General features: G+C 28.3%; 22 protein-coding genes. 3 read left to right on the top strand and 19 right to left on the bottom strand.

Annotated elements, in window-relative coordinates:
* Window positions 1-119: 119 nt before the first annotated feature.
* The 4 genes from BV55_RS0110090 to ypeB all read right to left on the bottom strand — a co-directional run bounded on the left by BV55_RS0110090 (window position 120) and on the right by ypeB (window position 3,825).
* Complete coding sequence (locus BV55_RS0110090) at window positions 120-425, bottom strand: hypothetical protein (protein ID WP_029452705.1); 306 nt, start codon at window positions 423-425, stop codon at window positions 120-122.
* Between the two features lie 258 nt (window positions 426-683).
* Window positions 684-1,097 carry a YwiB family protein gene (locus tag BV55_RS0110085; RefSeq protein ID WP_029452704.1) on the bottom strand — a complete coding sequence of 138 codons (414 nt, stop codon included), beginning with the start codon at window positions 1,095-1,097 and terminating at the stop codon, window positions 684-686.
* A gap of 19 nt (window positions 1,098-1,116) precedes the next feature.
* Complete coding sequence (locus BV55_RS0110080; RefSeq protein WP_029452703.1) at window positions 1,117-2,100, bottom strand: DUF814 domain-containing protein; 984 nt, start codon at window positions 2,098-2,100, stop codon at window positions 1,117-1,119.
* 345 nt (window positions 2,101-2,445) lie between these two features.
* Complete coding sequence (gene ypeB, locus BV55_RS0110075) at window positions 2,446-3,825, bottom strand: germination protein YpeB (protein WP_029452702.1); 1,380 nt, start codon at window positions 3,823-3,825, stop codon at window positions 2,446-2,448.
* 190 nt (window positions 3,826-4,015) lie between these two features.
* Between ypeB and BV55_RS0110070 the strand changes: the two genes are divergently transcribed.
* Window positions 4,016-5,128: an MGDG synthase family glycosyltransferase gene (locus BV55_RS0110070; RefSeq protein WP_029452701.1), complete on the top strand. Its 1,113-nt coding sequence runs from the start codon at window positions 4,016-4,018 to the stop codon at window positions 5,126-5,128.
* A 42-nt stretch (window positions 5,129-5,170) separates the two neighbouring features.
* Here the strand turns inward: BV55_RS0110070 and spoIIR are convergent, their stop codons facing one another.
* From spoIIR to BV55_RS0110010, 12 genes are all read right to left on the bottom strand, one after another.
* The gene (spoIIR, locus tag BV55_RS0110065; RefSeq protein ID WP_029452700.1) at window positions 5,171-5,821 is read right to left on the bottom strand and encodes a stage II sporulation protein R; all 651 of its coding nucleotides are present in this window, start codon (window positions 5,819-5,821) and stop codon (window positions 5,171-5,173) included.
* 137 nt (window positions 5,822-5,958) lie between these two features.
* Window positions 5,959-7,125, bottom strand: a complete 1,167-nt coding sequence (locus tag BV55_RS0110060; protein ID WP_029452699.1) for a Ger(x)C family spore germination protein — start codon at window positions 7,123-7,125, stop codon at window positions 5,959-5,961.
* The gene (locus tag BV55_RS0110055) at window positions 7,122-8,222 is read right to left on the bottom strand and encodes a GerAB/ArcD/ProY family transporter (protein WP_029452698.1); all 1,101 of its coding nucleotides are present in this window, start codon (window positions 8,220-8,222) and stop codon (window positions 7,122-7,124) included. The genes BV55_RS0110060 and BV55_RS0110055 overlap by 4 nt, the downstream gene beginning before the upstream one ends.
* 2 nt (window positions 8,223-8,224) lie before the next feature.
* Window positions 8,225-9,706 (bottom strand): spore germination protein, encoded by a 1,482-nt coding sequence (locus tag BV55_RS0110050; protein WP_029452697.1) that lies wholly within the window; start codon window positions 9,704-9,706, stop codon window positions 8,225-8,227.
* A gap of 14 nt (window positions 9,707-9,720) precedes the next feature.
* On the bottom strand, window positions 9,721-9,915 hold the full coding sequence (locus BV55_RS0110045) for a CLC_0170 family protein (protein ID WP_029452696.1): 195 nt from the start codon (window positions 9,913-9,915) through the stop codon (window positions 9,721-9,723).
* 286 nt (window positions 9,916-10,201) lie between these two features.
* Entirely contained in the window at window positions 10,202-11,044 is an 843-nt protein-coding gene (gene ispE, locus BV55_RS0110040; protein WP_029452695.1) for a 4-(cytidine 5'-diphospho)-2-C-methyl-D-erythritol kinase, read from the bottom strand.
* A 196-nt stretch (window positions 11,045-11,240) separates the two neighbouring features.
* Window positions 11,241-13,868: a cyanophycin synthetase gene (cphA, locus tag BV55_RS0110035; protein ID WP_029452694.1), complete on the bottom strand. Its 2,628-nt coding sequence runs from the start codon at window positions 13,866-13,868 to the stop codon at window positions 11,241-11,243.
* Window positions 13,855-14,685, bottom strand: a complete 831-nt coding sequence (locus tag BV55_RS0110030; RefSeq protein ID WP_029452693.1) for a cyanophycinase — start codon at window positions 14,683-14,685, stop codon at window positions 13,855-13,857. Before BV55_RS0110030 ends, cphA begins: the two co-directional genes overlap by 14 nt.
* Window positions 14,686-14,922: 237 nt before the next feature.
* Window positions 14,923-16,491 (bottom strand): DUF3794 and LysM peptidoglycan-binding domain-containing protein, encoded by a 1,569-nt coding sequence (locus BV55_RS0110025; RefSeq protein WP_029452692.1) that lies wholly within the window; start codon window positions 16,489-16,491, stop codon window positions 14,923-14,925.
* 364 nt (window positions 16,492-16,855) lie between these two features.
* A complete protein-coding gene (locus BV55_RS0110020) occupies window positions 16,856-17,092 on the bottom strand; it encodes a Veg family protein (RefSeq protein ID WP_029452691.1) in 237 nt (78 codons plus the stop codon).
* Between the two features lie 330 nt (window positions 17,093-17,422).
* The gene (gene yabG, locus BV55_RS0110015) at window positions 17,423-18,283 is read right to left on the bottom strand and encodes a sporulation peptidase YabG (protein ID WP_029452690.1); all 861 of its coding nucleotides are present in this window, start codon (window positions 18,281-18,283) and stop codon (window positions 17,423-17,425) included.
* Window positions 18,284-18,548: 265 nt separating this feature from the next.
* Complete coding sequence (locus BV55_RS0110010; protein ID WP_029452689.1) at window positions 18,549-19,550, bottom strand: CotS family spore coat protein; 1,002 nt, start codon at window positions 19,548-19,550, stop codon at window positions 18,549-18,551.
* A 109-nt stretch (window positions 19,551-19,659) separates the two neighbouring features.
* On the opposite strand from BV55_RS0110010, the gene BV55_RS0110005 reads away from it, so the two are divergent.
* Complete coding sequence (locus BV55_RS0110005) at window positions 19,660-20,781, top strand: glycosyltransferase family 4 protein (RefSeq protein WP_029452688.1); 1,122 nt, start codon at window positions 19,660-19,662, stop codon at window positions 20,779-20,781.
* Between the two features lie 26 nt (window positions 20,782-20,807).
* Here the strand turns inward: BV55_RS0110005 and BV55_RS0110000 are convergent, their stop codons facing one another.
* The 3 genes from BV55_RS0110000 to BV55_RS0109990 are packed head-to-tail and all read right to left on the bottom strand — an operon-like array spanning window position 20,808 to window position 23,693.
* A complete protein-coding gene (locus BV55_RS0110000) occupies window positions 20,808-21,863 on the bottom strand; it encodes a CotS family spore coat protein (protein ID WP_029452687.1) in 1,056 nt (351 codons plus the stop codon).
* Window positions 21,864-21,911: 48 nt separating this feature from the next.
* Entirely contained in the window at window positions 21,912-22,667 is a 756-nt protein-coding gene (locus tag BV55_RS0109995; RefSeq protein WP_029452686.1) for a protein kinase family protein, read from the bottom strand.
* 3 nt (window positions 22,668-22,670) lie between these two features.
* Complete coding sequence (locus BV55_RS0109990; protein WP_341349701.1) at window positions 22,671-23,693, bottom strand: CotS family spore coat protein; 1,023 nt, start codon at window positions 23,691-23,693, stop codon at window positions 22,671-22,673.
* A 211-nt stretch (window positions 23,694-23,904) separates the two neighbouring features.
* Here BV55_RS0109990 and BV55_RS0109985 point away from each other — a divergent pair, with 211 nt between their 5' ends.
* Window positions 23,905-25,029: a glycosyltransferase family 4 protein gene (locus BV55_RS0109985; RefSeq protein ID WP_029452684.1), complete on the top strand. Its 1,125-nt coding sequence runs from the start codon at window positions 23,905-23,907 to the stop codon at window positions 25,027-25,029.
* The last annotated feature ends 81 nt before the right edge of the window (window positions 25,030-25,110 follow it).

The raw sequence follows: 25,110 nt of genomic DNA, 5'->3' as shown, positions 1-25,110 counted from the left end.
CTCTTCACCACTATCTAACTAAATAAGTTCTCTACAAACCCCTTAATTCCTCTATAATAATCAAAACTTTTAATTTATTATTAATTTTAATATGTATAACGTTGATGCTTACACATATCTTATATTATTTCTTTTATTATTTTTTGAATTTCAAAATATTTTTCCCTAAAATCCTTATTAACATATAACTTTTCTTCTGCTTTTTTAAAGTTATACTTTATAGATGTTTTAGTCTTAGAAGGCATAATTTCTTCTAATATAATCTCATCTGTGCACTTGTTGCTTTTTAGTAATAGTAAAAGTAGATATTTACACTCTTTATCTTTTAATAATGGAATAATATCATTTTCATCAATATTGTTATACTGACATAAAATTTGTATTATCTTTTCATATTGGTATCTTTTTAGATCTTTATATTCCATATATTCAACTCCTAACTAGCTATTGTAAGGTATCTTAAATTATACCCAAAATTAATTAATTTAATCCCTTATATACAAAATATATTATTTTACAAATAAAAAAAGACGAATTCTTTTAAGATTAGAATGCATCTTTTTTTATTTATAACTTATATTTTGAATTTTTTCTTTTATAAAAAGATCTACAAAGTTTAGTTAGAAAATTTTTAATTCTATATATGACATGTCCATGTTTTAATCTTTAATTTAAGCCATGAGTTAAGATTTTATTTTGATTTTAAGTTCCGTGTTTTGTGCAGCTTGACCTGCTATAATCATATTGTAGCTTATAAAAACTTCTCCACCTTTATCACCAACATCTATTTTTAAATCATCAGTATCTATTTTTATCTCTAGAACACCATAAGGAGTATTGTATAATGTTGTGCACTGCTTATTTTTATCAAAGTGCATTTCTGCATTAGTTGTGCCTTCTCTTAACAGTGAAAGCTTTTCTTTAGAAATTTTAAGAGTTGTTGTAGTTCCTTCCATTCCGCTTATTTCTGTTTCATCGTATACTGCAAAATATTCGTCTTCCTTTTTGTAAAAGTCCCCTGGTGTTACCACTTCTATAGCCTCATCCTTACTTAATTTTTCATGACTTAAAATCGAAATTATGGCCTTTTTTTTCATATTTATCCCTCACTTTGATTTAAATATTAATACTATATTCATTAATATTTTCATCATTTATATTAATAGCGTTAATATATTTATTTGCAATTGTTTTATGCTTTCCATACTTTACAGTAATTTTTTCTTCACTATTTCCTTTACTATACCTCAAAGAAATATTTGCTGCAAATTCTATTGCTTCATTAGTTTTATCTCCTGTTAAAATTACCATAGACCCAGCATAATCCTTTGGGAAAAATAAAAAGTCTTCTTCTTTAAGTAACTTTTTCATACATATAGCTTCATCTCTAGTTCTAGATACAATTACCTTACTATTACCTATCCTAAAATGTCTTCCATATCTTAAAAGGCCTATATCTTTATTATCAGGATCATCATTATATTTTAATAAATCTTTTAATCTTTTTGAATAATTAGGTTCTGTAAGTTTACATCCTCCCGCTGGAGATGGATAATCCTTTATTCCAAAGATTTCTGCAAGTTCCATCTGCCTCGTTCTAGACCTTCCAGATATATCAAGCAATCTATCCCTATTAACTAAGCCTTCTTTTTCCATGTCTGTAGGTTCTAAATTTAATGCACATAATGGTCTTAATATCTTATTACTAAACCCGGATTCTTTCTTAACAATATCCAAAGATCTTTTATTTTGAGACATAGGTCTTTGATTTAAAACCTCACCTGTTATAATAAAATCTGCTTTATACTTATCTAATAACTCACCTGTATACTTCATCATCATTGCATGACAATCTATACAGGGATTCATATTTTTACCATAACCATGTTTAGGATTTTTTAACATATTAAAATGTTCCTTAGAAAAATCCACAATCACTAGGGGTATACCTATGATTTTACACATATCTTTAGCCTTTGACTCATCGAAAAAATATGATTTAAAACAAACTCCTATAACATCGATTCTTTGTTCTTTAATTATCTTAGCCGCTAATATACTGTCTAAGCCTCCAGATATCATAGCTAAAGCTATTGTCATAACCTCACTCCTTAAAAGTTTAAAAATCTAATTAAACTATTATATAACATTTAATATTGTTTATCCCTTATACTAAATGTAAAGGGATAAACATCAAGTGATTCTTAGACTCAGGTGGAATTTGCTTATAAGGAATACATCTCCATCTGAGTCTTAGAAAAACTTATCCAGTGGCGTAGCAGCCGTCATCTCCCCACCTTGAAGAGGATAGGGGTGTTACGGATGGTAGCCATCGGATAAATATATATCGTATATCGTATAGTTTAGCTAAATTTTATAATTATATCAAGATATTTTAAGTGATAAGCCCTTAAATTTAACTATTGTATATAAAATTTGCTTAGATTATATTGCAAGCTTTCCATTAGCTGTATTGATTATCTTAATTATTCTTTCAAAGTTTCCAGAAACTGCATCTACATATACTTTATACTCATCCTCTCTATAAGTTCCACTGTATTCATAACACAACTTTTCTTTATTCATTTCCCCTGGAACTATTACGAGCTTTATATCTTTTAATTCTAAACGTTTGCCTATGTTTTTCTTTCCTTCATCAGCATTAATATTAATTGTTGGAATTTCACGACTTTTAGTGTGAGATACTAAATATTTATCAGCTTCCATACCTATTATATCTCCATCATCTAAGGCAATCTTAAGTTTTATTTGATCTGTATAAACTAGTATATCATCAATAGTAAACACATAGTTAATCGTTACATTGTCTTCATATTTTAATGTATATGTAGGCTGCATATTCTCATATCCTAAAGATTCTAAATACTCTTTCCCTATTTCTATAGACTTTTCTAAATCTATATTTGGCTTATTTAATGCTTTATTATCCATAAGATAAATAACCTTTCCTCCTCTTTTAGATATATCGCAGACTATATTTTCTTTTTCATCTCTTCCATTCACTGTTACATTGAATCCATAAGATTCTATTTTAGTATTGCTTTCACTATTTTTTTCTTTTATATCTTTTATATCCCTATTTGCCAAAGCTTTCTTTAGAAGATCCTTTGCCTCTTCTATAGAAACTTCTGCTTCTTCATTTACTTTTGGTTCTACCTCCAGTATATTTTCTGAAAAAGGGCCATCATAAATCAATGCAGGATATTGCGCTACTTGCTTTTGTATATTTTGAAACTTTTCTCCTACAACATCTTCCTCACTTTTTGGCAGAACCCCTGTAGCCTTCTTTCTTATTTCCCCCCACTTTACTTTTCCTTCATTTATTTCTTGTAATAATCCATTTAGATTTTCTCTTAACTCATAAGATTGATCTGAAAGATCATCAATAGCAATTAATTGTTCTTCTGTAATTTCTTCGCCGCTTACAGAATTCCTTACAAGAGTATAGCAAAAATCTCCAACCTGAATTAAAAATTTACTTGTCTCATTGACTCTTTCTTGAGGTATAGGCAATGAGTGTAGTCTATCCGATGCCATAGTGGAATATCTAAAGATCTCCTCAAATATGAGCATTCTCTGATTTTTATCATCTACTACAGCAGATTTTGAAAGATTATCTTGTATATTATCCACTGCAGTTAAAAGTTCATAAATATTTTTACTATATTGACCTTGAAGATAATTTCTATAATCAGTCCTTTCTAAAGTCATAAGTATTGCAAATGTACTTGAAAATACTACTATTAAAGTAGCTAGCAAGGTGTATATGATTCTCTTTTTTGATATATCGTCTTTTTTATTCATAAATTTCTACCTCCTATATGGTGGTAGTATTTGTGTTATTTGCGACTATTATTCCTTTATATTATAATCATAGTAATATATATTTAAATCTATCATAAATTATTATTTTATATACCCTGAATTTTAAAAGTATTGTATACTTATAAATAGGATTTAAACAAAACGTAAGATACTGAAGGTGTGAACATTAATGAAACTATTGATTTTATCTGTCTCAGCTGGTGGCGGTCATATAAATGCTGCTGAAGCTATAAAAACACATACTGAATTAAATATACCTAATTCAGAAGTAAAAATAATAGATACAATAAAATATATCAATCCATTTTTGGATAAACTTATAATTGGAAGTTACCTGAAGAGTATAAGAATTTATCCACCTATATTTGGACTGCTTTATAATTATACAGAAAATGATGGAGGATTAACTACTATAAGTGAAAGGTTTAATACCCTTATGTCAATCAAAGTATTGACGCTTATAAATAAATTTGATCCAGATTTAATAATATCTACCCACCCCTTCTCCACAGGTATGTTATCTGTATTAAAAGCTAAAAACAAACTAAATAAACCAAATATAACTATAATGACTGACTATGCTCCTCATAATTCTTGGATTCATCCCGATGTAGATGCTTATGTAGTAGCTACAGAGGAAATGGGAAAAGAGATGGCTTTAAGAGGAGTTGATAGTACTAAAATTTTTCCCTTAGGCATCCCTGTGCACCCAGATTTTTTACACCATGAAAATCGAAATAAGATCCTTTTAGATTTAGACCTTGATCCAAATAAATTTACATTATTACTAATGGGCGGAAGCCTTGGAATGGGAAAAATATTAGAAGTATATGAACAAATATCAGAGATACCTATTGACTTTCAAATAATAGCTATAGCTGGTAATAATAAAAAATTGTTAAGCTCTCTAAAAAAAGCAGTTATGATTTCTAATAAGCCAACCAAAATAATTGGATTCAGTGATGATATTAATGACTTTATGAAATGTGCTGATCTTCTTATTACAAAACCAGGTGGCTTAACAATTTCAGAGGCACTTATATCTAATTTACCACTTGCTATCTTTTCTGCTATACCTGGTCAAGAAGAAAAGAATGCAGAATTTTTACTTAAACATGATTTAGCTATAGATTTAGGTACAGGAACAGATTGTAAATTTAAAATACAAGAACTTATAAAAAATCCTTATAAACTTAATACTATGAAAACTAATTGTAAAGCCTTTGCAAAGCCTAATGGTGGTAAAGATATAATTTCTCTTATGGAAGATATGATTAAATAAAAAAAGAAGCTAATTTAATATTTAACTTAGCTTCTTTTATTTCTATCTTTTGTTTTGTTTAATTTTTATATCTTTTACGACTTCTCCAATTTTAGATTTAAATATAATATTGCTTTTATCTTTTCTTTTTACCATATCATATTCTTTTTCGCTTAAAGTCTTTTTCATTATTTCTTCTGTATCCTTACTAGAAACTTCACCCTTTGTGATATCTACAAAGCATAATGGTGGAAACATTACACACCACCAATTTTGCCCCTTTCCATCTCCTAAAATTATTCTATAGGCTTCATATTCTCCCTGAGGCAAAGTTATATCACCATAACTTTTCACTGGAAATACTTCGTTAGATAATGTACTCTCTACTTTATAATTATAGTTATTTTCTTCTAATACCTTTAATGCTATATCTTTTATTTCTTTATCATTTTCTTTTAATATTTCTCTAGACTTATCTATTTCAGAAGCTCCCTCTAACTTAGGATAAATATATTCTAAAACTTTATCTCTTACCTTTAACTTTATATCTTGATCTTCAATAGAATCACTATTAGCTATTACATGAAATCTAATCATCTTATCTTTTATCAATTCACTATCTGAATTATTAAACATATTTAACTCTTGTCCAGAAAATGCAAAAGCTGTAACCATTGAAATTAATATAATTATTGACACCAAATACTTTTTCACACCCTCACTCCTTTACAATTAATTATTGCCATAAAGGCTATTAATATTCACATAATATAATTAATTGCAACAAAATGTAAATGTTTCCAAGTTTTATTTAATCTTTTACCAATTTAAAGAGGACTTTCAAACATAAGTTATTTTGTAATACCTCCACGTCTTATTGATGTATCTATTTTTATATTTATTTTAGCTTTAGAAAATGCCTCTTCAGGATTATCTTTAATATCCTTCCATATCTTAGGATGAAACTTTTCTATATATTCATTTACTCCAATAGCATCTACATTAAGTTCCTTTTGTAAATAATCTAATACCTTTTTGCAATCGTATTCTATGCATCCACTAATTTTATCCTCAAGTTCTTTTAATGAATCTTTATTAAAATCCTCTTTGCCTAAATAAGCTGACTTCACTACCCCTTCCAAGTTTATATTTATATCTACATTTAATTCTTCATTTTCCTTGTATACTTTAGTTCTTCTCTTAGAACCATAAATTTCAAAGTCTATAGGATGCCCGTTTTCCGATACTGACTTAATACCACTTTTTAACTTACCATTTAGTATACCTAAACTTAACGTTTGATCTACGTCTAAATTACCCTTAAATGCATAATCTTTAATTATAGCAGATCCGTCTAAACGAAATTCTTTCTTTTCTTTATCTATTTTCATAAATGGTATTACATCATTATTGTTTTTATCTAAACTAATCAATAACTCATTTAGTGTAACTGGTGCCATAAATCCATTTCTCGAATTATTTTCCATAATACCTGTTATATTAATTTGAGTATTCTTATCTATCGGAGGAGTTACCTTTATAAATTCTTCAGGATCCTCCTCTGTAGCAATTACATAAGCTCTTCTATTAATCTTAGGTTGTCTTTCAAAATAATCTAAAATTTCTACCATTGTATCAGGATAAGATAGGATATTTTTACTTATTAATATCACCCTAACATGTTCTAGATAAATACTCCTACTACTAAAGCCACAAACCTCTTTTAAAGCACCTTCCATGGAATATGTATTTGCCGTAAAATAGATATCCCCTTGAATAGTAGGCTTACTTGGTGAAAAGTCAGCAATATTAGGAAATGAATAATATACTTTTAACTTTTTAAGATCTGCCATAGAAGAATCCTTATTTACTTCATCTTCCTTCTCTTTTGAAATATCCTTTCCTGCATCTATACCTATTAAGGATACTAAAATTCTTCTATCTATTTCTACTTGATCCCAACATCCTGTAGTACATAAACACATTAAAATTATAGCTACAATACCTATCTTTCTCACTTATTGCGCTCCTTTCTTCTTATTTTTATACTTGTAACAATGTAAAACAATAAAGGAAATAATAACATGCTTATAAATATTAGTATTCTAAGTATGCTCATAATAAAAGTATTTAAGGTATACACACTTTCCGGAGATATAGCTATTATATATATAAAGGGTATAGTTATTAAGATGCTTAATTTTATATCCTTTAATTTAAATACATCGCTTATAATGTAACAGCTAAAATAATAAAGATTTATAAATGTTGTAAAATAAAACAGTATCCAAAGAAGCATAATAATACCTTCCCATCTTTCTACAAAAAGTCCTGGAAAGTCTATGGATGTAACCATAGTAATGGTCGGCCACAACACCCTCTTTGTTTGTTCTTTGGATAATATGGCCAAGCAAAAAATATTTATTAATGTATAAAATGTTGTAGTAAATCCCACTGCTTTAAAAACCGATTTTCTTGCTGAAATCTTATTTTGTGCTAACGGTAGCAATAAAAATATCATCTCTATCCCAGCAAAAGAAACCAAAGATTGTAGCAAAGATTTTATATAATCAAAAGGCTTTTGATTAAATATAGGAAGCATGTTAGTAAAATCACTATTCTTTAATAAAATTAAAAATATAAAAATAAAGGGGAAAAACATTATTAAAAATGATATTTCATTAAATCTTACTAGATTATTTATTCCACCCCTTACTATATATGCCCCTGTTATTATGGTAAATAGTAACAAAATTTCTGTAGGGGTCTTTTCAAACATATGTTTTTTCATAACTTCAACAAAATTTCTCATTTGTGTGGATGATAGAATCAGCATATATGCAGAATAAAACATTAAAATTAAAGTGCCCAATACTACGCCCATATTCCCTTTAACAAGTTCCTGAAATTCCTTAAAGTCATTAAGCTTGCATATCTTGTAAATCATATATGCCACAAGTATATAAATTCCTCCAGATAAAATGCTAATGATCCATCCTTCATTATTAACATTTTCGGCCAGTTCTCTAGGATATGAGAAAATGCCTACACCGATGATGGTACAAACTAGCGTGGAGAATAATCCATATGATCTTATTTTTTTATTAGAATCCATGACTACCTCCCAATTTTACCTTTATTATTTTGTCTTACTTTATCCCCTGTTTTCATATATTGTGGTCTTTTTGTAAAAAATCTTATAGGGTACTTTACAATAGTGTCTTTTATATCACCTTTATCTAAATTTACAATTGGAGATAAATATGATATTCCAAAGCTCTCTAGCTTAGTTAAATGCGCTAAAGTCACCATGCATCCAAGGGCTATACCATAAAGCCCTAATGTAGATGCCATTATAATAAAAGCAAATCTTATAATTCTAAAAGCAAAGGATATTTCGTAATTAGTTGTGGTAAAACTAGTGATTGCCGTTAGTGCTACTATTATTATCATAATAGGACTAACTATACCCGCACTTACAGCAGACTGCCCTATAACAAGACCTCCTACTATTCCTATAGTAGCTCCTATGGGCCTAGGTAGCCTTATAATAGCTTCCATTAATAGCGCTAGACTTATCTCCATTATTATAGCTTCTATAAATGCTGGAAATGGAACCCCTTCTCTTGACGCTGCTATAGAGTATGCAAGTCTAGTAGGAATTATAGATGTATGATAAGATGTAATAGCTACATACAATGGTGTGGCTAGCATCGATATAACTATTGCTAGTAACCTTATAATTCTTACACTGGAAGAGTATATCCATCTTTGATAATAGTCATCCGGCGATTGAAAAAAGTTAGCAAATATTGTTGGCACCAACAACACAAAAGGAGAATTATCTACTAAGATAGCAATTCTCCCTTCAAGTAATGAAGAAGAAACTACATCAGGCCTTTCTGTTAATTGAATTTGAGGGAATAAACTCCACTGATCATCTTCAATTAGTTGTTCTAATTGACCACTATCTGAAATGCTATCTATGTTTACAGATGACAATCTTTCCATAAGTTCATTTAATGCATCATAATTAACTATATCTTCTATATACATTATCACTACATCTGTCTTAGATCTGACCCCTATACTTTTGGGTACACTTTTAAGACCTTTATCTCGAATACGTCTTCTTACTAAAGCTGTATTAAATCTTATAGTTTCAGTAAATCCTTCCCTTGATCCACGTACTGACGTTTCATTGGCAGGTTCACCTACCCCTCTATTTGGCCACGCCCTAGTTGCTAATATATAGCAATTGCTTAATCCCTCAATAAATAAAACTGTATCTCCTGAAAGTATAGAATCTATACATTTATTCATATCAGTTTCTTCTTTTAGGTCTGAAACCGTTAAAATTCTTTCCTTTATCTCCTCACTTTTAGTTATATGACTGGATTCTAGCATCAAGCTTTCAATAACATAATCGTTTAGTAAGGTTTTATCTGCCAATCCATCTATATATATAAGCCAGCATTGAAAATTTCCACACAAAAACTCTCTAAAAACCACATCAGAATTATTTTGTAATATATCTTTTATATATGTAATATTTTTATTTAAATCTTTGTTTACGTCCCCTTTTAAAACCCTTCTCAATAAAATTACCGCCTTTAATCAAATTTTATTATTTTAAAAGTTGTAAATAAGCTAATTGAAATAACTATCATAAATAAAGGTATAGCTTTATACTTTTTATATAACTTATCATCACCTTTTTTAAGAAAATATTCCTTATCCCAATATAAAACATATAAGGAGGATATCACTGTTAAAACCACAAAATATAAATCAAAAATATCTTTCATCTATAAGCACCTCATTTTATCTTTTATATTAAAGTATAAATTAAAAAACCCTTATTACCCTATTAGTATTATCCTTAAATACTAAAGTATACATTTTCTTTATGTTGAAAATAGCTTAAATATATTACTTTTAAATAGTTCAACATATTAATTTATTTTTAGGTAATATAAAATAGCCTCTTAAGTATTTTATATAAGGTACTGCCTTAATATATCTACTTAAGAGGCCACAAGCTGTATTTAATTAAATTAATACTTTCTATTAATTTAATTAAAATTTTTATTTTTATATAGTTCTAGTTATATAGGTCTCAGGATACTTTTTTTTCATGTAATCATAGCATCTTTGTGCTTTTAGCATATCTTCAAACAATCCAAATACCGTTGGTCCACTACCACTCATTAATGAACCTATTGCATCCATTTCAATCATAGATGTTTTTATTTCTCCAATAATTCTGTGCTTTTTCAATGTTACATTTTCTAAAACATTTTTCATATTCCAACATACAGATTTTAGATCATCTTTCTTCATGGAATCAATTATGGCATCTATATTTGGATGTTTATAAATTTTATCTACTTTAAGGCTTGTATACACATCTCTCGTAGATACTCCAAATGGAGGCTTAACTAAAACTAAAATATGATTCTTAAAAGACGGGAGATTTGTTATCTTTTCTCCTATGCCTTCACATAGTGCAGTGCCTCCAGTTAGGCAATATGGAACATCTGCACCAAGTTTTAAAGCAATTTCCCTTAAATCCTTTAAAGGTGCGTTAATCTCAAATAACCTATTCATCAAATTTAATACTGCCGCAGCATTAGTACTTCCCCCTGCGAGTCCTGCTGATACAGGTATATTTTTCTTTATATCTATAAATACACCTTTTCTTATGTTATATATTTTTATAAATTCTTCTGCAGCCTTATAAGCTATATTTCTATTATCTATGGGTACGTAACTTTTATTGCACCTTATCTCTATACCTTTTTCTATAATATCTATATTTATTACATCATAAATATCAATAGTTTGCATTATCATTTTTAATGTATGATATCCATCTTCTCTTTTACCTATTACATCTAGAGCAATATTTATTTTTCCATGAGCTTTAATCTCCATGTGGTCCCTCCAAAACAATTTTAATAATTAGATTACTAATTTATTATAATATCAATATATATATACCTATATTATAATTTATTAGTCTCTATTGTAAAGATGTAAAAGGTGAAGACATTAAAAATCAATATTATAAGCCTCTTTATCAATTAATAAAGAGGCTCCCATTAAAATAATCTATACTCAAAACATTTTTCTATATTACTTTTTCAGTTTTATTTAGTTTTTCTTCTATTAAAATTTGATTCTTTTTAATTAAATCTCTAAGACATATATAATCTTCAAAGAAAGCCATAATTAAATCTCCATTATTAGCATTATCTATAGCTTTTTGAAGTGCCTTTTCTTCCTCTAATATTATTTCTACGTCTTTATTGCTTTTGCAAGAAGAAATAGCTCCTTTATAAAGTATTTTTGCAACTTCTCCTTTTTTTCTTCCCCGTTTATCTTTATCCTCCTTTATATATATATGGTGAAAGTTTTCTGCTGAAAACTTTCCAAGTTCAAGTATACATTCATCAGTCCTATCCCCTGGAAGTCCAATAACGCCTATTAAGTTACTATATTCCATCTTTTTTAACCCAGCTACCACTGCCTTATACCCGTCTAAATTATGCCCATAATCTAGTACTACAGTTACTCCATTTACTTCATACATATTAAATCTACCAGGATTATTATTTTCATCACTTTTAAAAGATTTAATACCCTTACTTATCATGCAGTAATCTATTTTAAGTCCTACTAAAGTTGCTACAGCTGCTAAAGCATTTTCAATATTATAGTCTAAGTTGCCTTGTAATGTTATTGGAATATCTTTTACTTCAGCGATGTGAAATATCTTTTTGCCCTTTTCTACATAAATAGCATTATCATATATATATACACCATAGCCACCTTTTTTAATATTTTCCTTAAGATATATATTTTCTTTGTCTTTAGAAAATAATATTAGATTACCTCTAGCCTTATTGATAACATTTAAGCTTTGGTCATCGTCAGCATTTAAAACTGAATATCCATTATCTTTTACCGCTTCAACCACCAAAGATTTTACTTGGACCAAATCACCAATATTATTTACCCCGTCTAGGCCTAAATGATCTTCTCTTATATTTGTTATAACCCCTACGTCTGCTAGATCATAGGCAAGGCCTTTTCGTATTATACCTCCTCTTGCAGTTTCCAATACAGCTATATCAATTTCTTTATTCATTATAACTGTCCTTGCACTTTCAAACCCTGTAGTATCACCAGCTTCTATGCAATTATTATCGATATATATCCCGCCTGTAGTAGTCATACCAACTTTATATCCTATTAAAGATAGTGTATGACTTACTAGTCTTGTAGTTGTAGTCTTTCCATTCGTTCCCGTTATAGATATTACTGGTATACTAGTAGGAGAATTTTCAAACAGCATATCTACAATATTAGATGCCACATCCCTCTTCTTACCTTCATCAGGATAAAGATGCATTCTTATACCAGGGGCTGCATTGACCTCCATAACTATGCCCTCTTTTTGTAATGGAATAGATATATCATTGCAACATATGTCTATTCCACAAACATCAAGCCCTATAGTCTTAGATATTCTAGTGCATAAACTTATGTTTTCTTCGCATATTATATCCGTACAATCTATAGCATATCCTCCTGTGGATAGATTAGCATTTTTAAGGAGCTCTAATCTTTCATTTAATCCTAGGATAGATTTTAACTTATATCCATTTGCCCCAATAGTTCTGATTAAGTTTTCATCTATCTTTACCTTAGTTAAAGGCTTCTCGTGATCCTTACCTCGTCTTTTATCTCTATTAAGATTATCGACTAATTCTTTAATAGACCTTTTTCCATCCCCAATTATATAAGGTGGTTTTCTTAAAGATACTGCAACTACTTTATTATCAACCATACACACTCTATAATCTTTTCCTTTAGCATACTTTTCTATTATGATATCTTGGAAATTTGTTTTCAAACTATTATATGCTTCTAATAATTCTTTTTGATCCTTTATATCTAAAACTACTCCTTTACCTTGATTGCCGAATCTAGGTTTTAATACCACTGGATAACCTATAACTTTTCCTTGAAATAAAAGACCTAGTGAATTACTAACTATTGCACCCTTTGCTACTGGTATATATTGATTTTGAAGTAGACTTTTTGTAATCCATTTGTCACAAGCTATATCAACACCAATAGATTTTGTAGAATCCACAATTGTTGCATTTATTAGCTTTCCATACCTTCCATATCCCATTTGATATAGTCCTGAGTCTTCTAATTCTAATATTGGTATTCCTTTTTCCTTTGCAGCGTCATATAAAGCTTTAGTGCTGGGCCCTATTGCTTCTAAATCTAAAATGCCTTTTATATTTTTCAATCTATATTTCATGTTGATATTTTTGTTTTTGATCAGTGAATTAATAATATCTAATGCTAATTTAACTATACTAATTGCTGTCTTTGGGTATATATATTGAAATATAATATAGTATTTATCACCGCTTATTTCTCTAGCTTTTCCATAACATATATCCATATCCAATGTGTTATGAATTGCAATTATAATGTGCTCACATATATGAGCCAAATAGGTACCCTCTTCTAATCTTTTAACAAATCCTCCCTCTTCATCTATTCCACATCTATGCTTTCTTAATTCTGGTACTAAATATAATAGTCTTTCATTAAATTGTAAAATATTCTTACTTGGAATATCCTTATATCCCTCTAGATTAAGGTCTACTCTTATACACTTTTTATGAGAATATATATTTCTTCCTTCGAATATTCTATAACTAATTATCTTCATTTTTTAATCTATCCTCCTCAAAAGGAACTTTACTATTTAAATTAAACCCATTTCCTTTTTTTAAAACATGCATATTTACATCAAAAATACTTAGTAGTTCTTCTGGAAATTGCTCTGATACGTTGCTTTTAGTTATACTTCTTCCATCTATAACATATACAGCACCAGATCCAATAACCTTAAATGTTCCATTTCTGTTTACAACTATGGCAGTATCTTCATCTATACCTATACCTAAAACCTCTGGATTTTCAGCTATTCCAACTAGAAGTCTTCCTATTCTTCCCCTTTGTGCAAAGTGCTGATCTATAATAATATCTTTTATGAATCCTAACCCTGGAGCCATTTTCAATGTGCACTTTCTTGGAGATTCATCATCATTGCCTTCTATTATCATTGTGTGGCTCATTACAGATGCTCCAGCAGATGTTCCTACAAATACACAGCCTTCCTCGTATGCAGCCTTCATGGCTTCATATAGAGGCGTTCCTCCTAGCACACTAGTAATCCTTAATTGATCGCCGCCAGTGAAAAATACTAAAGAAGCCTCTTTCATTTTTTGTATATTATTTTTATATGTAGCTTCTTTTCTGCTATTTACATATAATATATCAACATTTTTAACACCCAAATCTACAAATAATTCATTGTAGCTTTCTCCTACTTCTTTAGGATTTTCTGTAGCTACAGTTGCTATCAACAATTTATCTTTACTTTTATTAATAATAGAACTTACATATCTTAGTATTTCTTTGTTTCCCTTTTTGTCTTCAGCGCCTCCTATAATGATAAGATTTTCTTTATCGATACCTTCCATAAAAATCACCTCTATTTCAGTATTTTTTATTATTTCCAATATATTAATTATTATGCACATTTTTTACTTACATTTTATTATTACAGTTGTTTTACCATCCTCTCTATCACACACATCTTTTAAATATTATTTAATATTTGAACAACAAAATAGGACTTTTAAAGATTATAAACACTTTAAAAGTCCTTAATATAGATTATAATTTTATATAATATATCACATGTGTATTACCCTTAGTTACAAAATAGCTCTTCCTGGTATTATTATTTTATCTCCAACATTTATAGAATCAGGATCTTCTATGCTATTTACCTTAACAATTTCATCTGTAGTAGTAAAGTATCTTTTAGCTATCTTCCAAAGCGTATCCTCTTGTTGAACTACATATATTGTTATACTTGCCTTTTTTTCAGGAACATCATCATCTAGTTTACTTATGGATATTAAAAACTCTTTTTCTTTTAAATAGCTAGCGCTTCCAAATACCAACACTACACATTTTATTGCTATTGTATCTGCTTCAATTGAAGACTCTAATACTTCCAAATTTGCTTTAGAAATACAGGTCATATCTATTTTAGCACCTGGAATATCTATACCTGTAGAAAATGACAATTCCTCCTTAACTACACATATATTCTTTCTATCTTCTTTAGACCTATACAAAATTTCTACTTTTATAACGCCTTCTATAGAAATCTTATCCTCTAACACCTTCTTTTCTGTTATAGCCACATTACCAGTAGTCATTAATATTTCAATAGGTTTTGGTCTTCCCTTGCCTATTTGTATATTCTCTTTTACTATAACTTCACTATTATTCATCCCTTGAAGTATATTTATACTATATTTTTCTTTTTCAATTTCTAATAATGCACTTGGACTATATGCATCTTCTATCATGTGAATATTTTCTTTTGACATAATTCTAAAATTAGATCTTAAAGAGTACTCTACGTTTATTATCCTTTTTTCACCTATATCATCATGATTTATGTCTATATAGATATCAGACAACGTTATATCTCCAATGCATCTCATATCATCTCTTATATGCTCTATTTCAAAACTTTCCTTTATAAAAATTTCATCCTCTAAATATACAACTTCTTTACTGTCTAATCCTCTGTAAATGCATTTCATTACAACAAATCCATTTACATGTACTTCATTATCTACTATTTTAATATCCTTTTTATAAATACTTACATCTTTTTTTAATATATTTCCGATTTGTGGCTTATCCATACCTATATTTATAACAGATTTAGCGGTAAAATCTTTTTCTACATTATCTATTATCTGATCTAATATATAAGGTTCTTTTAACATTTCAAGACTTTCTGTAGATTCAATATCTTTAATTATATCGTAGTTGTATTCTTTTAAAACTTCAGCTTTTATTTTTACTATTCCTTCAAGTCCTATTTTTCTTTCATTTACTATAGATGCTCCCATATGTTCTATGTCACATTCCACAAGGCAATTCATACTCTGATCTGCCCCATTTATATCTACGTAATTTGAAAACTTATCGCTATAATTTATGCTTTGTACGCCTCTTCTATCTTCATCTTCATTTGCCAAATAAAGTATAGTATATTCTAATGTACCTTCTACATAAATTTTATCCGGCATTATATCCTTAGATACAATTACAGGTTTTACATCCACAGTCAATATTTCTAAAACGTCTGGATGAGTATCTGGAATTAAATATTCTCCTCTAAATACTGTGTCACTAGTATTTTCTCCTAGTAGCTGTTCATATTGTATACTTTCCCTAACCACATCTATATCTTGCATATTATCCCTCCCATAAGATTCCTATTATAATTTATATTACTTAATTCTAATAAATATACTTAAATCTTAATAATGTATTTATACAAATTCTCTAAGACCTTTTTATTTGATTTAAATACATTTTTTCATTTTTATATTTTAGTCAAATCTTTTACAAAAACATATTAAACTTTGAAAAAGGATTATTGACATTTTGCAAATATTGACGTATTATTATTATGGTTATTGACCATATAACCTCTCATAAATTCTCAATACCCTTTTATACAATACTTGAAAGATGGAACCCACCATCTTTCTTTTTTAAATTTTATATATAAAAGATCCTAGCATATTAATATGCTAGGATCTTTTATTTAAACATCTAGATCGCAAAATCTAATTGTACTGTTTGTGTCAAGACATCTGAATAACTATAAGTCACCGTCCTTTGGGTGTCACTTTCGAGCCTTATAACGAAAATACTTGGGTAAGCTTCTTCTATTACCCCTTTGTTTATAAGAACCTTCCTTCTCCCACCATTAGCCTTTAGAGTAACTGTGTGCCCGATGTGTTTCTCTATATCTTTTCTTATATGAGCTAAGGTTTGTAACTTCTCCATATAAACACCCTCTTTCCCATGTATATTATATAATACAATAGGCCTTTTGTCAAATAAACTTATTATTTTATCACTTATAAAAGCTCTTTGTCAATATTTTTTTATAATTTTTATGATATTTTTTTAAAAATTATATAAATTAGCCCTTGTATCTATATTGTTGCCTAAAACACTGCTTCATATTCTTAAATAGTGATATTGATTGTTATATTTAAGAATACATAGAAACAAAAGCCTTTTAAAGGTAAATCCCATTAACCTTTAAAAGACCAAATATCTTAATATTATATATTAGCACAAAAAATTAAATCCCTATTTGCATTTATTTTGTTATATATATTGAGACTTTGGATACCCTTCCCTATACTTGCCCCTAGTTTGTAGTCCTCCTATACCCTTAATGCCTGTAATTGTATTATCTAAAACCTCATGAATAGACACAACCTTATCTACATTAGTATAGGCAATTTTTTCGCAGATAAATACGGGATCTAAGCAGTGTATCAAAACCCTATTAGGGGAACTTGCAAAATTGGCTCCTGCATCTAATATCTTTTCATAACAGGATTGACAAGCTCCTGCAAAAATCACTAACTCATCATAACTTGAGTTATAATTTCTAAGTTCGGATACAGCTTCCACAAAATACTTTGAGTTTCTATAGTTTTCTAGATCAAGAAAATCCTTTGCATCTTTTATTATACCATCATGACCTGTAAGTACTATAATATCTGGTTTTACAGCTTTAACTATTTCTAATATCTTCTTTGGTTGATCACTTTCTTTTACTATTTCACCTACAGCTTCTAAGGAAAGTTGCTTATAAACCTTAAGACAATTTTCAAGATACTCAGCATCTCCGTCTATATGAAGTATTTTACCTGGTCTTCCGAATACTAATTCTTTAGAAGGAACTGTCTTTGATACTCTATAACCTCTTCTTAAATTAAATCTGCTAGCCATTATATTCTTTATTCTACTATTAACCTCTCTGTTAAATACTCTATCTGTTTCGCCACTATAATCTGCTCTAACCACTTCTAAATCTTCTACTGGAGAGTCTGCAATTATCCTTAAATTTATTCCCTTTAATATATATGTTAAACCCTCTAACCCCTCTTTAATATCTATAATTTTAAATGTAATATCTTTTCCGTAGGATTTTCTTACAACACTATCGCCAATCTCCATATATTCTCTCCCTCATTTTTAACTTTACTTTTATAATATGAAGGATATTATTTAATGACACTATCATATGCTATAAAAAATACTTATTTAAATAAATATTTTTTTAAAATTCATTATCAAATTTCAAAAAATAAACTCTGTATTTATTTTCATCTATAACATTAAATTAAATGTTATAGCATGATTATAAATACAGAGTTCTTTAAATATTATACAACACATAATCTTCCCTAAAAGATTCCATTGTTACCTCTTAATATAATTACTATTCAACTTGATTATAAAGCTCTTTGAACTCTTCTATAAATTTCATATATATTTCTTGCTCACTTATTAAATTTTCAAGTTTATTTCCAAAGGTATTTTGAGCCCAATTAACCTCATTATAATAATATCTATTAGATAGCCTCCAAAATCTTTGCGGAAATAACAAAAATGCAAAGATAACTTTATATTCTTCTTCTCTTAATGAATCTACCTTATTATAATTATCAATAATAATCTTTGCATATTCTATATCCCAATCCACTCTTTTTAAAACCTTTGTGATAAAATTAGCTATATCATATGCTCTAACTTCTCTTTTACAGTAATCAAAATCTATAACATTTACAGATTCATCAGCTATAATTATGTTGTGATAAGTATAATCATGATGACAAAAACTCTTTTCTTCTTCAGTACTTCTGCAAATATCTATATAATTCGAATCTGTTAATACCTTAGTTGCTCTTTTCCCTAAATCTTTGTAGAATTGAAGTGATTTTACATAATTCAAATCAAAAGAACCTTTAGTCCCTCTTTTCCGCCCCATGGTTCTCATCTTATCTAAAGATTTAATTCTTTTATCCATTAAATGTGGCCATCTTTCAAGATCACTTTTTAATTTACTGTTTTCTGGTGGTTCATATCCCTTTGTTGCTCTATGCATATAAGCTAGCTTTTCAGCTGCTAGAGCAACATCATTTTTATCTTTAAAGTTACACTCCCTACCATTTATCCATTCAGACAAAGTATAAAGATCCTCGTTAACTACTGCAAAGGGTTGTTCCTCTATGTTTAAAAAATACCTGTCCACATTATTAAATCCATTTAAAATTAGATGTTCTTTAGCTCCATAAACAAATAATAACTTTTGCACACCATAATTTATTTTTTTTAAACATCGCTCTCCCTTGTCAGTCTTTAAATAATACACTCCTTTGTTTGGTTTAATACTCTCGATTTTTATATCGAATTGCCTTTCAATTTCAAATTCTCTCATCAAAGTTATCACCCCCATATAATTTATATGAAAGTGTCCTCTCAATTATTAACACTTTTTATTGTTACTAATATAATGAACTATGAAATCATGTTGAAAGGAAACTTTTCCTATGAAAATTTGCATTGATGGTAGAGCTGCTAAATGGTATCGTGGAACAGGTATAGGCACCTATACTTATCAGTTAATAAATTCTCTAAAGAACATAGATGATATTAATGAGTATACTATTTTTATGCCTGAAACCAATAAGTTTTCTATAAATTTAGATCCTAATTTAAAAATAAATAAAATTAAAGATAGAACAGAAAAAGGGTTTTGGAATCAAGTTAACATTCCAAATATATTAGATAATGTTAATGCTGATATATATCACATTCCACAAAATGGAGTGGGTATGCCAAAGAAAAAAAACTGTAAATTTGTTATAACCCTTCATGATGTTATACCTTTAAGAATGCCTGAAACTGTAGGTGAAAGGTATCTAAAAATATTTAACGAAGGAATGAAGTCTATTGTGTCACTTTGTGATGGGATTATAACTGTATCTGAATTCTCTAAAGAAGATATTTCAAAAGCATTTAACTTTCCAAAAGATAAAATTTATGTTACCCCCTTAGCTAGTGAAGATATTTATAAACCTTTAAATAAAGATCTTTGTAAAAATAATATTGAACATTTTTACAATATTCAAGGTGATTTTATTCTTTATATTGGTGGATTTAGCCCTAGAAAAAATATAATAGGTCTTTTAGAAGCTTTTCATAAAGTAATTAAAACTAATAATCCTAATCTAAAATTAATAATAGGAGGAAATAAGGGATTATCCTATGAAATATATAAAAATAAAGCTTTAGAATTAGGTATTGAAGATAAGGTTGTTTTTCCAGGATTTATACCACTAGAACATTTACCTTGGTTTTATAATTCTTGTGAGTTTTTTGTATACCCTTCTCTTTACGAAGGTTTTGGTCTTCCTCCACTAGAGGCCATGGCTTGTGGTTCCCCAGTAATCGCCTCTAATCTTACTTCCATACCTGAAATTTTAGGGGATAGCGCTCTTTTAATAGATCCAAGGAATGGAGATGACTTGTACAATGCTATGAACACCCTACTTACTAATGAAGATTTAAAGGAAGCTTTAATAGTAAAGGGTCTTAAACGAAACTCAATGTTTAATTGGGAAAGCACAGCTAAAGAAACTCTCTTGGCTTATGAAAATATATGCAAATAAAAATCAGCTTTAAAGCTGATTTTTATTTATCCACAAAATATTTTATTTTTAAAAGAATTTAAAAATTCTTCTCTGTAGTGAAAATACTCACATTTCTTTTTTATTTTATCTATAAATACGCCTTCCTCCCAACTTTTAACCTTGTTATAATAATTACTTGTAATAGAATAAAAATCTTCCGGGAAGTAAAGCAACCCATAAAGTACTTCGATTTCATTTGTTTCTAAAAAGTTTTCACTTTTATAATCATAAAGTACATCTTCTGCCCTAGTGAAGTCAAATACAAAGCTTTTAATTGCTTTATTTATTAAATTGCATAAATCAACTACTCTAAGGTCTATCATAGAATAATCGAAATCAATAAAATAAGCCTGATCCTCTTTAATAATTATATTATGATACGCTAAATCTTTATGGCATATTACAATTTTATCCTCTTCTTTTACTAAGAGATTAAAATCACTATGTTCTAAGATTTCTATACTCTTTTCAATTTGATATAAGTGATTATCTACATTAATCATAAATATATTATCAAAGTCATTTTTATATTTTAAATTTGAAACTCTTTTTTTAAATTCTTTAGTATTATTTAATGCCTTTTTAAAATCTTCTATAGTTTTTCCTACATTAGAGTTTAATTTAACTAATTCACTATCACCTTTCTCTTTGCAGTAATTTGTAAATCCTAGGCTACTTTTATGAAGTTGTCCTAATGACCTAGAGGTTATACTAAGTTCTAATGGATTAGAAAACTGGCATTCTCTCCCTTCTAGCACATCCATTATACAGTAATATTCGCCTTCCCAAAATGTATAAATATCACCTTTTTTATTTTTATAAAACTTCATCACCCTATTAAATGTTTTAGAAATATAATTTAATGATTCTTCAATAAATGTTATTCGATTCTCATCATATTTTATCTTTTTTAATATTTTTTCACCTTTATCTGTATAAAGAACAAATACACTTCTTAATGGAACCAAATCATAAATCTTTAAATCATATTTATTAAATAACTTTGTACTTAAAGAGTAGGTAACTAAATCCTGCTTTTCTCTATACCTTAATCTTTCCAAAAAGGTACCTCCTTTTAGTATTAATTCACAAATAAGTTTTTCTTGTATTTATATATAACTTTTACTATCTTTCTCCACAGACTTTAATAACTTTTCTTCATATTTTTCTAAAGTCCAAGGTTTTTTACTTCTCTTATATCTATTTACACATTTCATAAATTCAAAAGGATAAGATATCATAGCCCTTATAAAATTGTTGCTATTTTCATCTAAGCCTTCTATAGTGCAAAAATAATTAATTAACTCTTCAATATCAATATCACTATTTTTTCTTTTAAGTTTATTAAAATAATTTATAGCATCTATTTCTAATATTTCGTAGCAAAACTTTTTACCTTTTGCTATTTCAATTTTTTCACCCTTTCTTAAATTATCTTCGCTACTATTTACTACACATATTTCTCCACTTTTCATACTTCTGTAGATAATATCCATATAGTTAGATTTATATATGCATTCTATTGATTTCTCAGCTCTACTTATATATTCATCACCAATCTTAAGTAAGAGACTTTCAAATCCATTATTAGCTCCTTGATTTTCTAAATAACGAATAAACCTATTATTCTTTTTAATTTCCACCTTACAGTTTTCTACTAATTTACCTATGTTATTTGGAAGTGTAAATCCTGCACTCCCTTCGTACCCCTTTATCTTTTCATGTAGTTCACATAATATATCTAGCTGCCTTTTTGCATCCTTCATAGTAATTTTCTTTTTAACATTAAATGAATTGCAGTTAATTATAATTATGTCCTTTTTATAAATATAATCATAAAATTCACTATAACAAAACAAACTCATACACTACCCTCCTTTATACCTTTGTGTTCTAAATTCTTTTATAAAATCTTCTTTTAATTCTCTATCCTCTACTATCTTATTTAACTTTCTTGAAAATATTTCTTCTTTCCAAGGTTGTTTTTCTAAATAATACTGTATTCCAAGCTGCCAGTAATCCTGTGGGAATTCAATAAAAGCTGCCATTATAGGTAGATCTGTTTGTTCTAGAGCATAAACTTCATTGTATTTATCTAATATAAATAGGGCTTTAGATAAGTCCCATCTTCCATTTTTCATAGTTCTTATTAAAATACTACTTAAATCATGAAGATGAGTGTCTAATATACAATAATCAAAATCTATAATAGATAATTCATCTTTAGAATTAATTATTATATTATGATTTGCTATGTCATGATGACAAAATCCATGTTTATCTATTTCCTTTGTCATCTTTTCTAGGTAATTACTTTTCCCTAAATAATATATAGATTGCTTTGCTATTTCTACTTCTTCTTCTAGGATAGATAAATATTTACTGTCAAAATAACTTTGATTTTCTTTTCCTTCTATAATCTTTTTGAAACCTAATATTTCATTTATCCTACTTTCAAAAATTTCAAACCATTTAAACCAATAAATACGTGGCTTCATTTTATTATCTACCGTAAATCCTTGACTCTTTTCATGAAGCTCCGCTAATTTTTTAGTTACCAAAGATAGTTCTATGGGATTGTCATAATTGCTTTCACGCCCTATTATCCAAGGATTTAGATAGGCATAGTTATCTTTAAGACTTATATATTGACTTCCTTCTTTTGTATTTATAAAAGGCACTACTGACAAAAATTCATTTTTATATAAATGATTTATTGCAGACATAATAAAAAGAAAATGAGCAAATTCATATTTTATTATCTTTAAAGCATAAAACATGCCCCTTTCATCTTTCAATTTGTACACGTTTTTTATCTTTTTTATATAAACAACGTTAATCCCATATTCTTCTTTTATTTTCAGCTTTATATATTCCTCTTCCAAAACCACTCCTCCAAAATCAATGTTTCTCTTTTTTAGTATATGAATTTCTATATTGCAATGTGATAAACTGCACTAAGTTGAATTAAGTTTATATCTTATATATGACTTTAAAGTAAATGATTTTTATACCTATTTTTTAATAGTGTAGATATTAACATTCACCAAAGTGGCTTCTATTTAATATTATTAATATAAAGAGATATGTAGGAGTGGTTATATGAGATTTGCTATAGATGCCAGAGGTGTTAACTGGTACCGTGGAACTGGCATTGGTACCTATACAGAAAATGTTTTGAGTAATTTATTAAATTTAGATAAAGAAAACTTCTATAATATATATTGGTATGGAAAAGATTATGAACTATACGAAAAGAGTAATACGGATTTAATACTATGTTCGAAAAAACATAATAGCTTTTTTAATTTATCTTATTTTCCGAAAGATTTAGAAAAGAAAAATATAGATTTATATCATCTACCCCAAAATGGTATAGGTCTTAATAAAAATTATCCTTGTAAGACCTTAGTTACTATACATGATCTAATACCTTATATAATGCCTGAAACTGTAGGTAAGGGATATTTAACTAAATTTCTTAGGGAAATGCCTGAAGTAATAGATAGTTGTGAGAGTATAATAACAGTGTCCGAATGGTCAAAACAAGATATACTAAAATTTTTTCCTATGGACCCTGACAGGATTTTTGTAACCCCTTTAGCTGCTGATAAAAAATATAGGCCTTTAGATAAAATTAAATGTAAAGAAATAATTTTAAAATCCTTTGGCATAGATAAAAAATTTGTTTTATACTTAGGTGGATTTAGTCCTAGAAAAAATCTTCGTGGCCTAATAAGAGCTTTTAAAGATGTGTATAAAGATTTAAATGATGAGTATGAATTAGTTATTTTAGGATCATTAAAAGATGAAGGCTCTCTTCTTTTAAACTTTGCTGAAGAAATAAATATAATATCAAAAATTCACTTTTTAGGCTTTGTGGATGAAGAGATGCTACCTGTTTTCTACAATAGCTGTGAATGCTTTGTTTACCCTTCTCTTTATGAAGGCTTTGGTCTACCACCCTTAGAGGCTATGAGCTGTGGGTGTCCTTTAATATCTTCTAATACAACTTCTATTCCTGAGGTAGTAAAAGATGCTGGTTACTTAATAGATCCTAAAAAATCAATTAACATATCAGAAGCTTTATTCAAAGTTCTTTCTAATGAAGATTTAAAAATTAATCTTTCAAAAAAGGCTCTTTCAAGATCTTTAGATTTTTCATGGGAGATGACTAGTAAAAATACCTTAGATGCTTATACTAAAGTTGCAAATTCATGTATATAGCAGTAATTTAAAAATGGACAATAAGGATGAATTATTATACATCATCCAAAGTTGTCCACTGCATTTTTTATTATCTTAAAT

The sequence above is a fragment of the Clostridium algidicarnis genome (assembly GCF_000703125.1).
Lineage (GTDB): Bacteria > Bacillota > Clostridia > Clostridiales > Clostridiaceae > Clostridium_L > Clostridium_L algidicarnis.
Note: the sequence above shows the minus strand (reverse complement) of the source record. Positions and strands in the feature narration are given on the sequence as shown.

Excerpts from the sequence above, each read along its gene's own strand:
- BV55_RS0110090 (WP_029452705.1), bottom strand. The coding sequence starts at position 425 with ATGGAATATAAAGATCTAAAAAGATACCAATATGAAAAGATAATACAA.
- BV55_RS0110085 (WP_029452704.1), bottom strand. The coding sequence starts at position 1,097 with ATGAAAAAAAAGGCCATAATTTCGATTTTAAGTCATGAAAAATTAAGT.
- BV55_RS0110080 (WP_029452703.1), bottom strand. The coding sequence starts at position 2,100 with ATGACAATAGCTTTAGCTATGATATCTGGAGGCTTAGACAGTATATTA.
- ypeB (WP_029452702.1), bottom strand. The coding sequence starts at position 3,825 with ATGAATAAAAAAGACGATATATCAAAAAAGAGAATCATATACACCTTG.
- BV55_RS0110070 (WP_029452701.1), top strand. The coding sequence starts at position 4,016 with ATGAAACTATTGATTTTATCTGTCTCAGCTGGTGGCGGTCATATAAAT.
- BV55_RS0110055 (WP_029452698.1), bottom strand. The coding sequence starts at position 8,222 with ATGGATTCTAATAAAAAAATAAGATCATATGGATTATTCTCCACGCTA.
- BV55_RS0110045 (WP_029452696.1), bottom strand. The coding sequence starts at position 9,915 with ATGAAAGATATTTTTGATTTATATTTTGTGGTTTTAACAGTGATATCC.
- ispE (WP_029452695.1), bottom strand. The coding sequence starts at position 11,044 with ATGGAGATTAAAGCTCATGGAAAAATAAATATTGCTCTAGATGTAATA.
- cphA (WP_029452694.1), bottom strand. The coding sequence starts at position 13,868 with ATGAAGATAATTAGTTATAGAATATTCGAAGGAAGAAATATATATTCT.
- BV55_RS0110030 (WP_029452693.1), bottom strand. The coding sequence starts at position 14,685 with ATGGAAGGTATCGATAAAGAAAATCTTATCATTATAGGAGGCGCTGAA.
- BV55_RS0110025 (WP_029452692.1), bottom strand. The coding sequence starts at position 16,491 with ATGCAAGATATAGATGTGGTTAGGGAAAGTATACAATATGAACAGCTA.
- BV55_RS0110020 (WP_029452691.1), bottom strand. The coding sequence starts at position 17,092 with ATGGAGAAGTTACAAACCTTAGCTCATATAAGAAAAGATATAGAGAAA.
- yabG (WP_029452690.1), bottom strand. The coding sequence starts at position 18,283 with ATGGAGATTGGCGATAGTGTTGTAAGAAAATCCTACGGAAAAGATATT.
- BV55_RS0110005 (WP_029452688.1), top strand. The coding sequence starts at position 19,660 with ATGAAAATTTGCATTGATGGTAGAGCTGCTAAATGGTATCGTGGAACA.
- BV55_RS0109995 (WP_029452686.1), bottom strand. The coding sequence starts at position 22,667 with ATGAGTTTGTTTTGTTATAGTGAATTTTATGATTATATTTATAAAAAG.
- BV55_RS0109985 (WP_029452684.1), top strand. The coding sequence starts at position 23,905 with ATGAGATTTGCTATAGATGCCAGAGGTGTTAACTGGTACCGTGGAACT.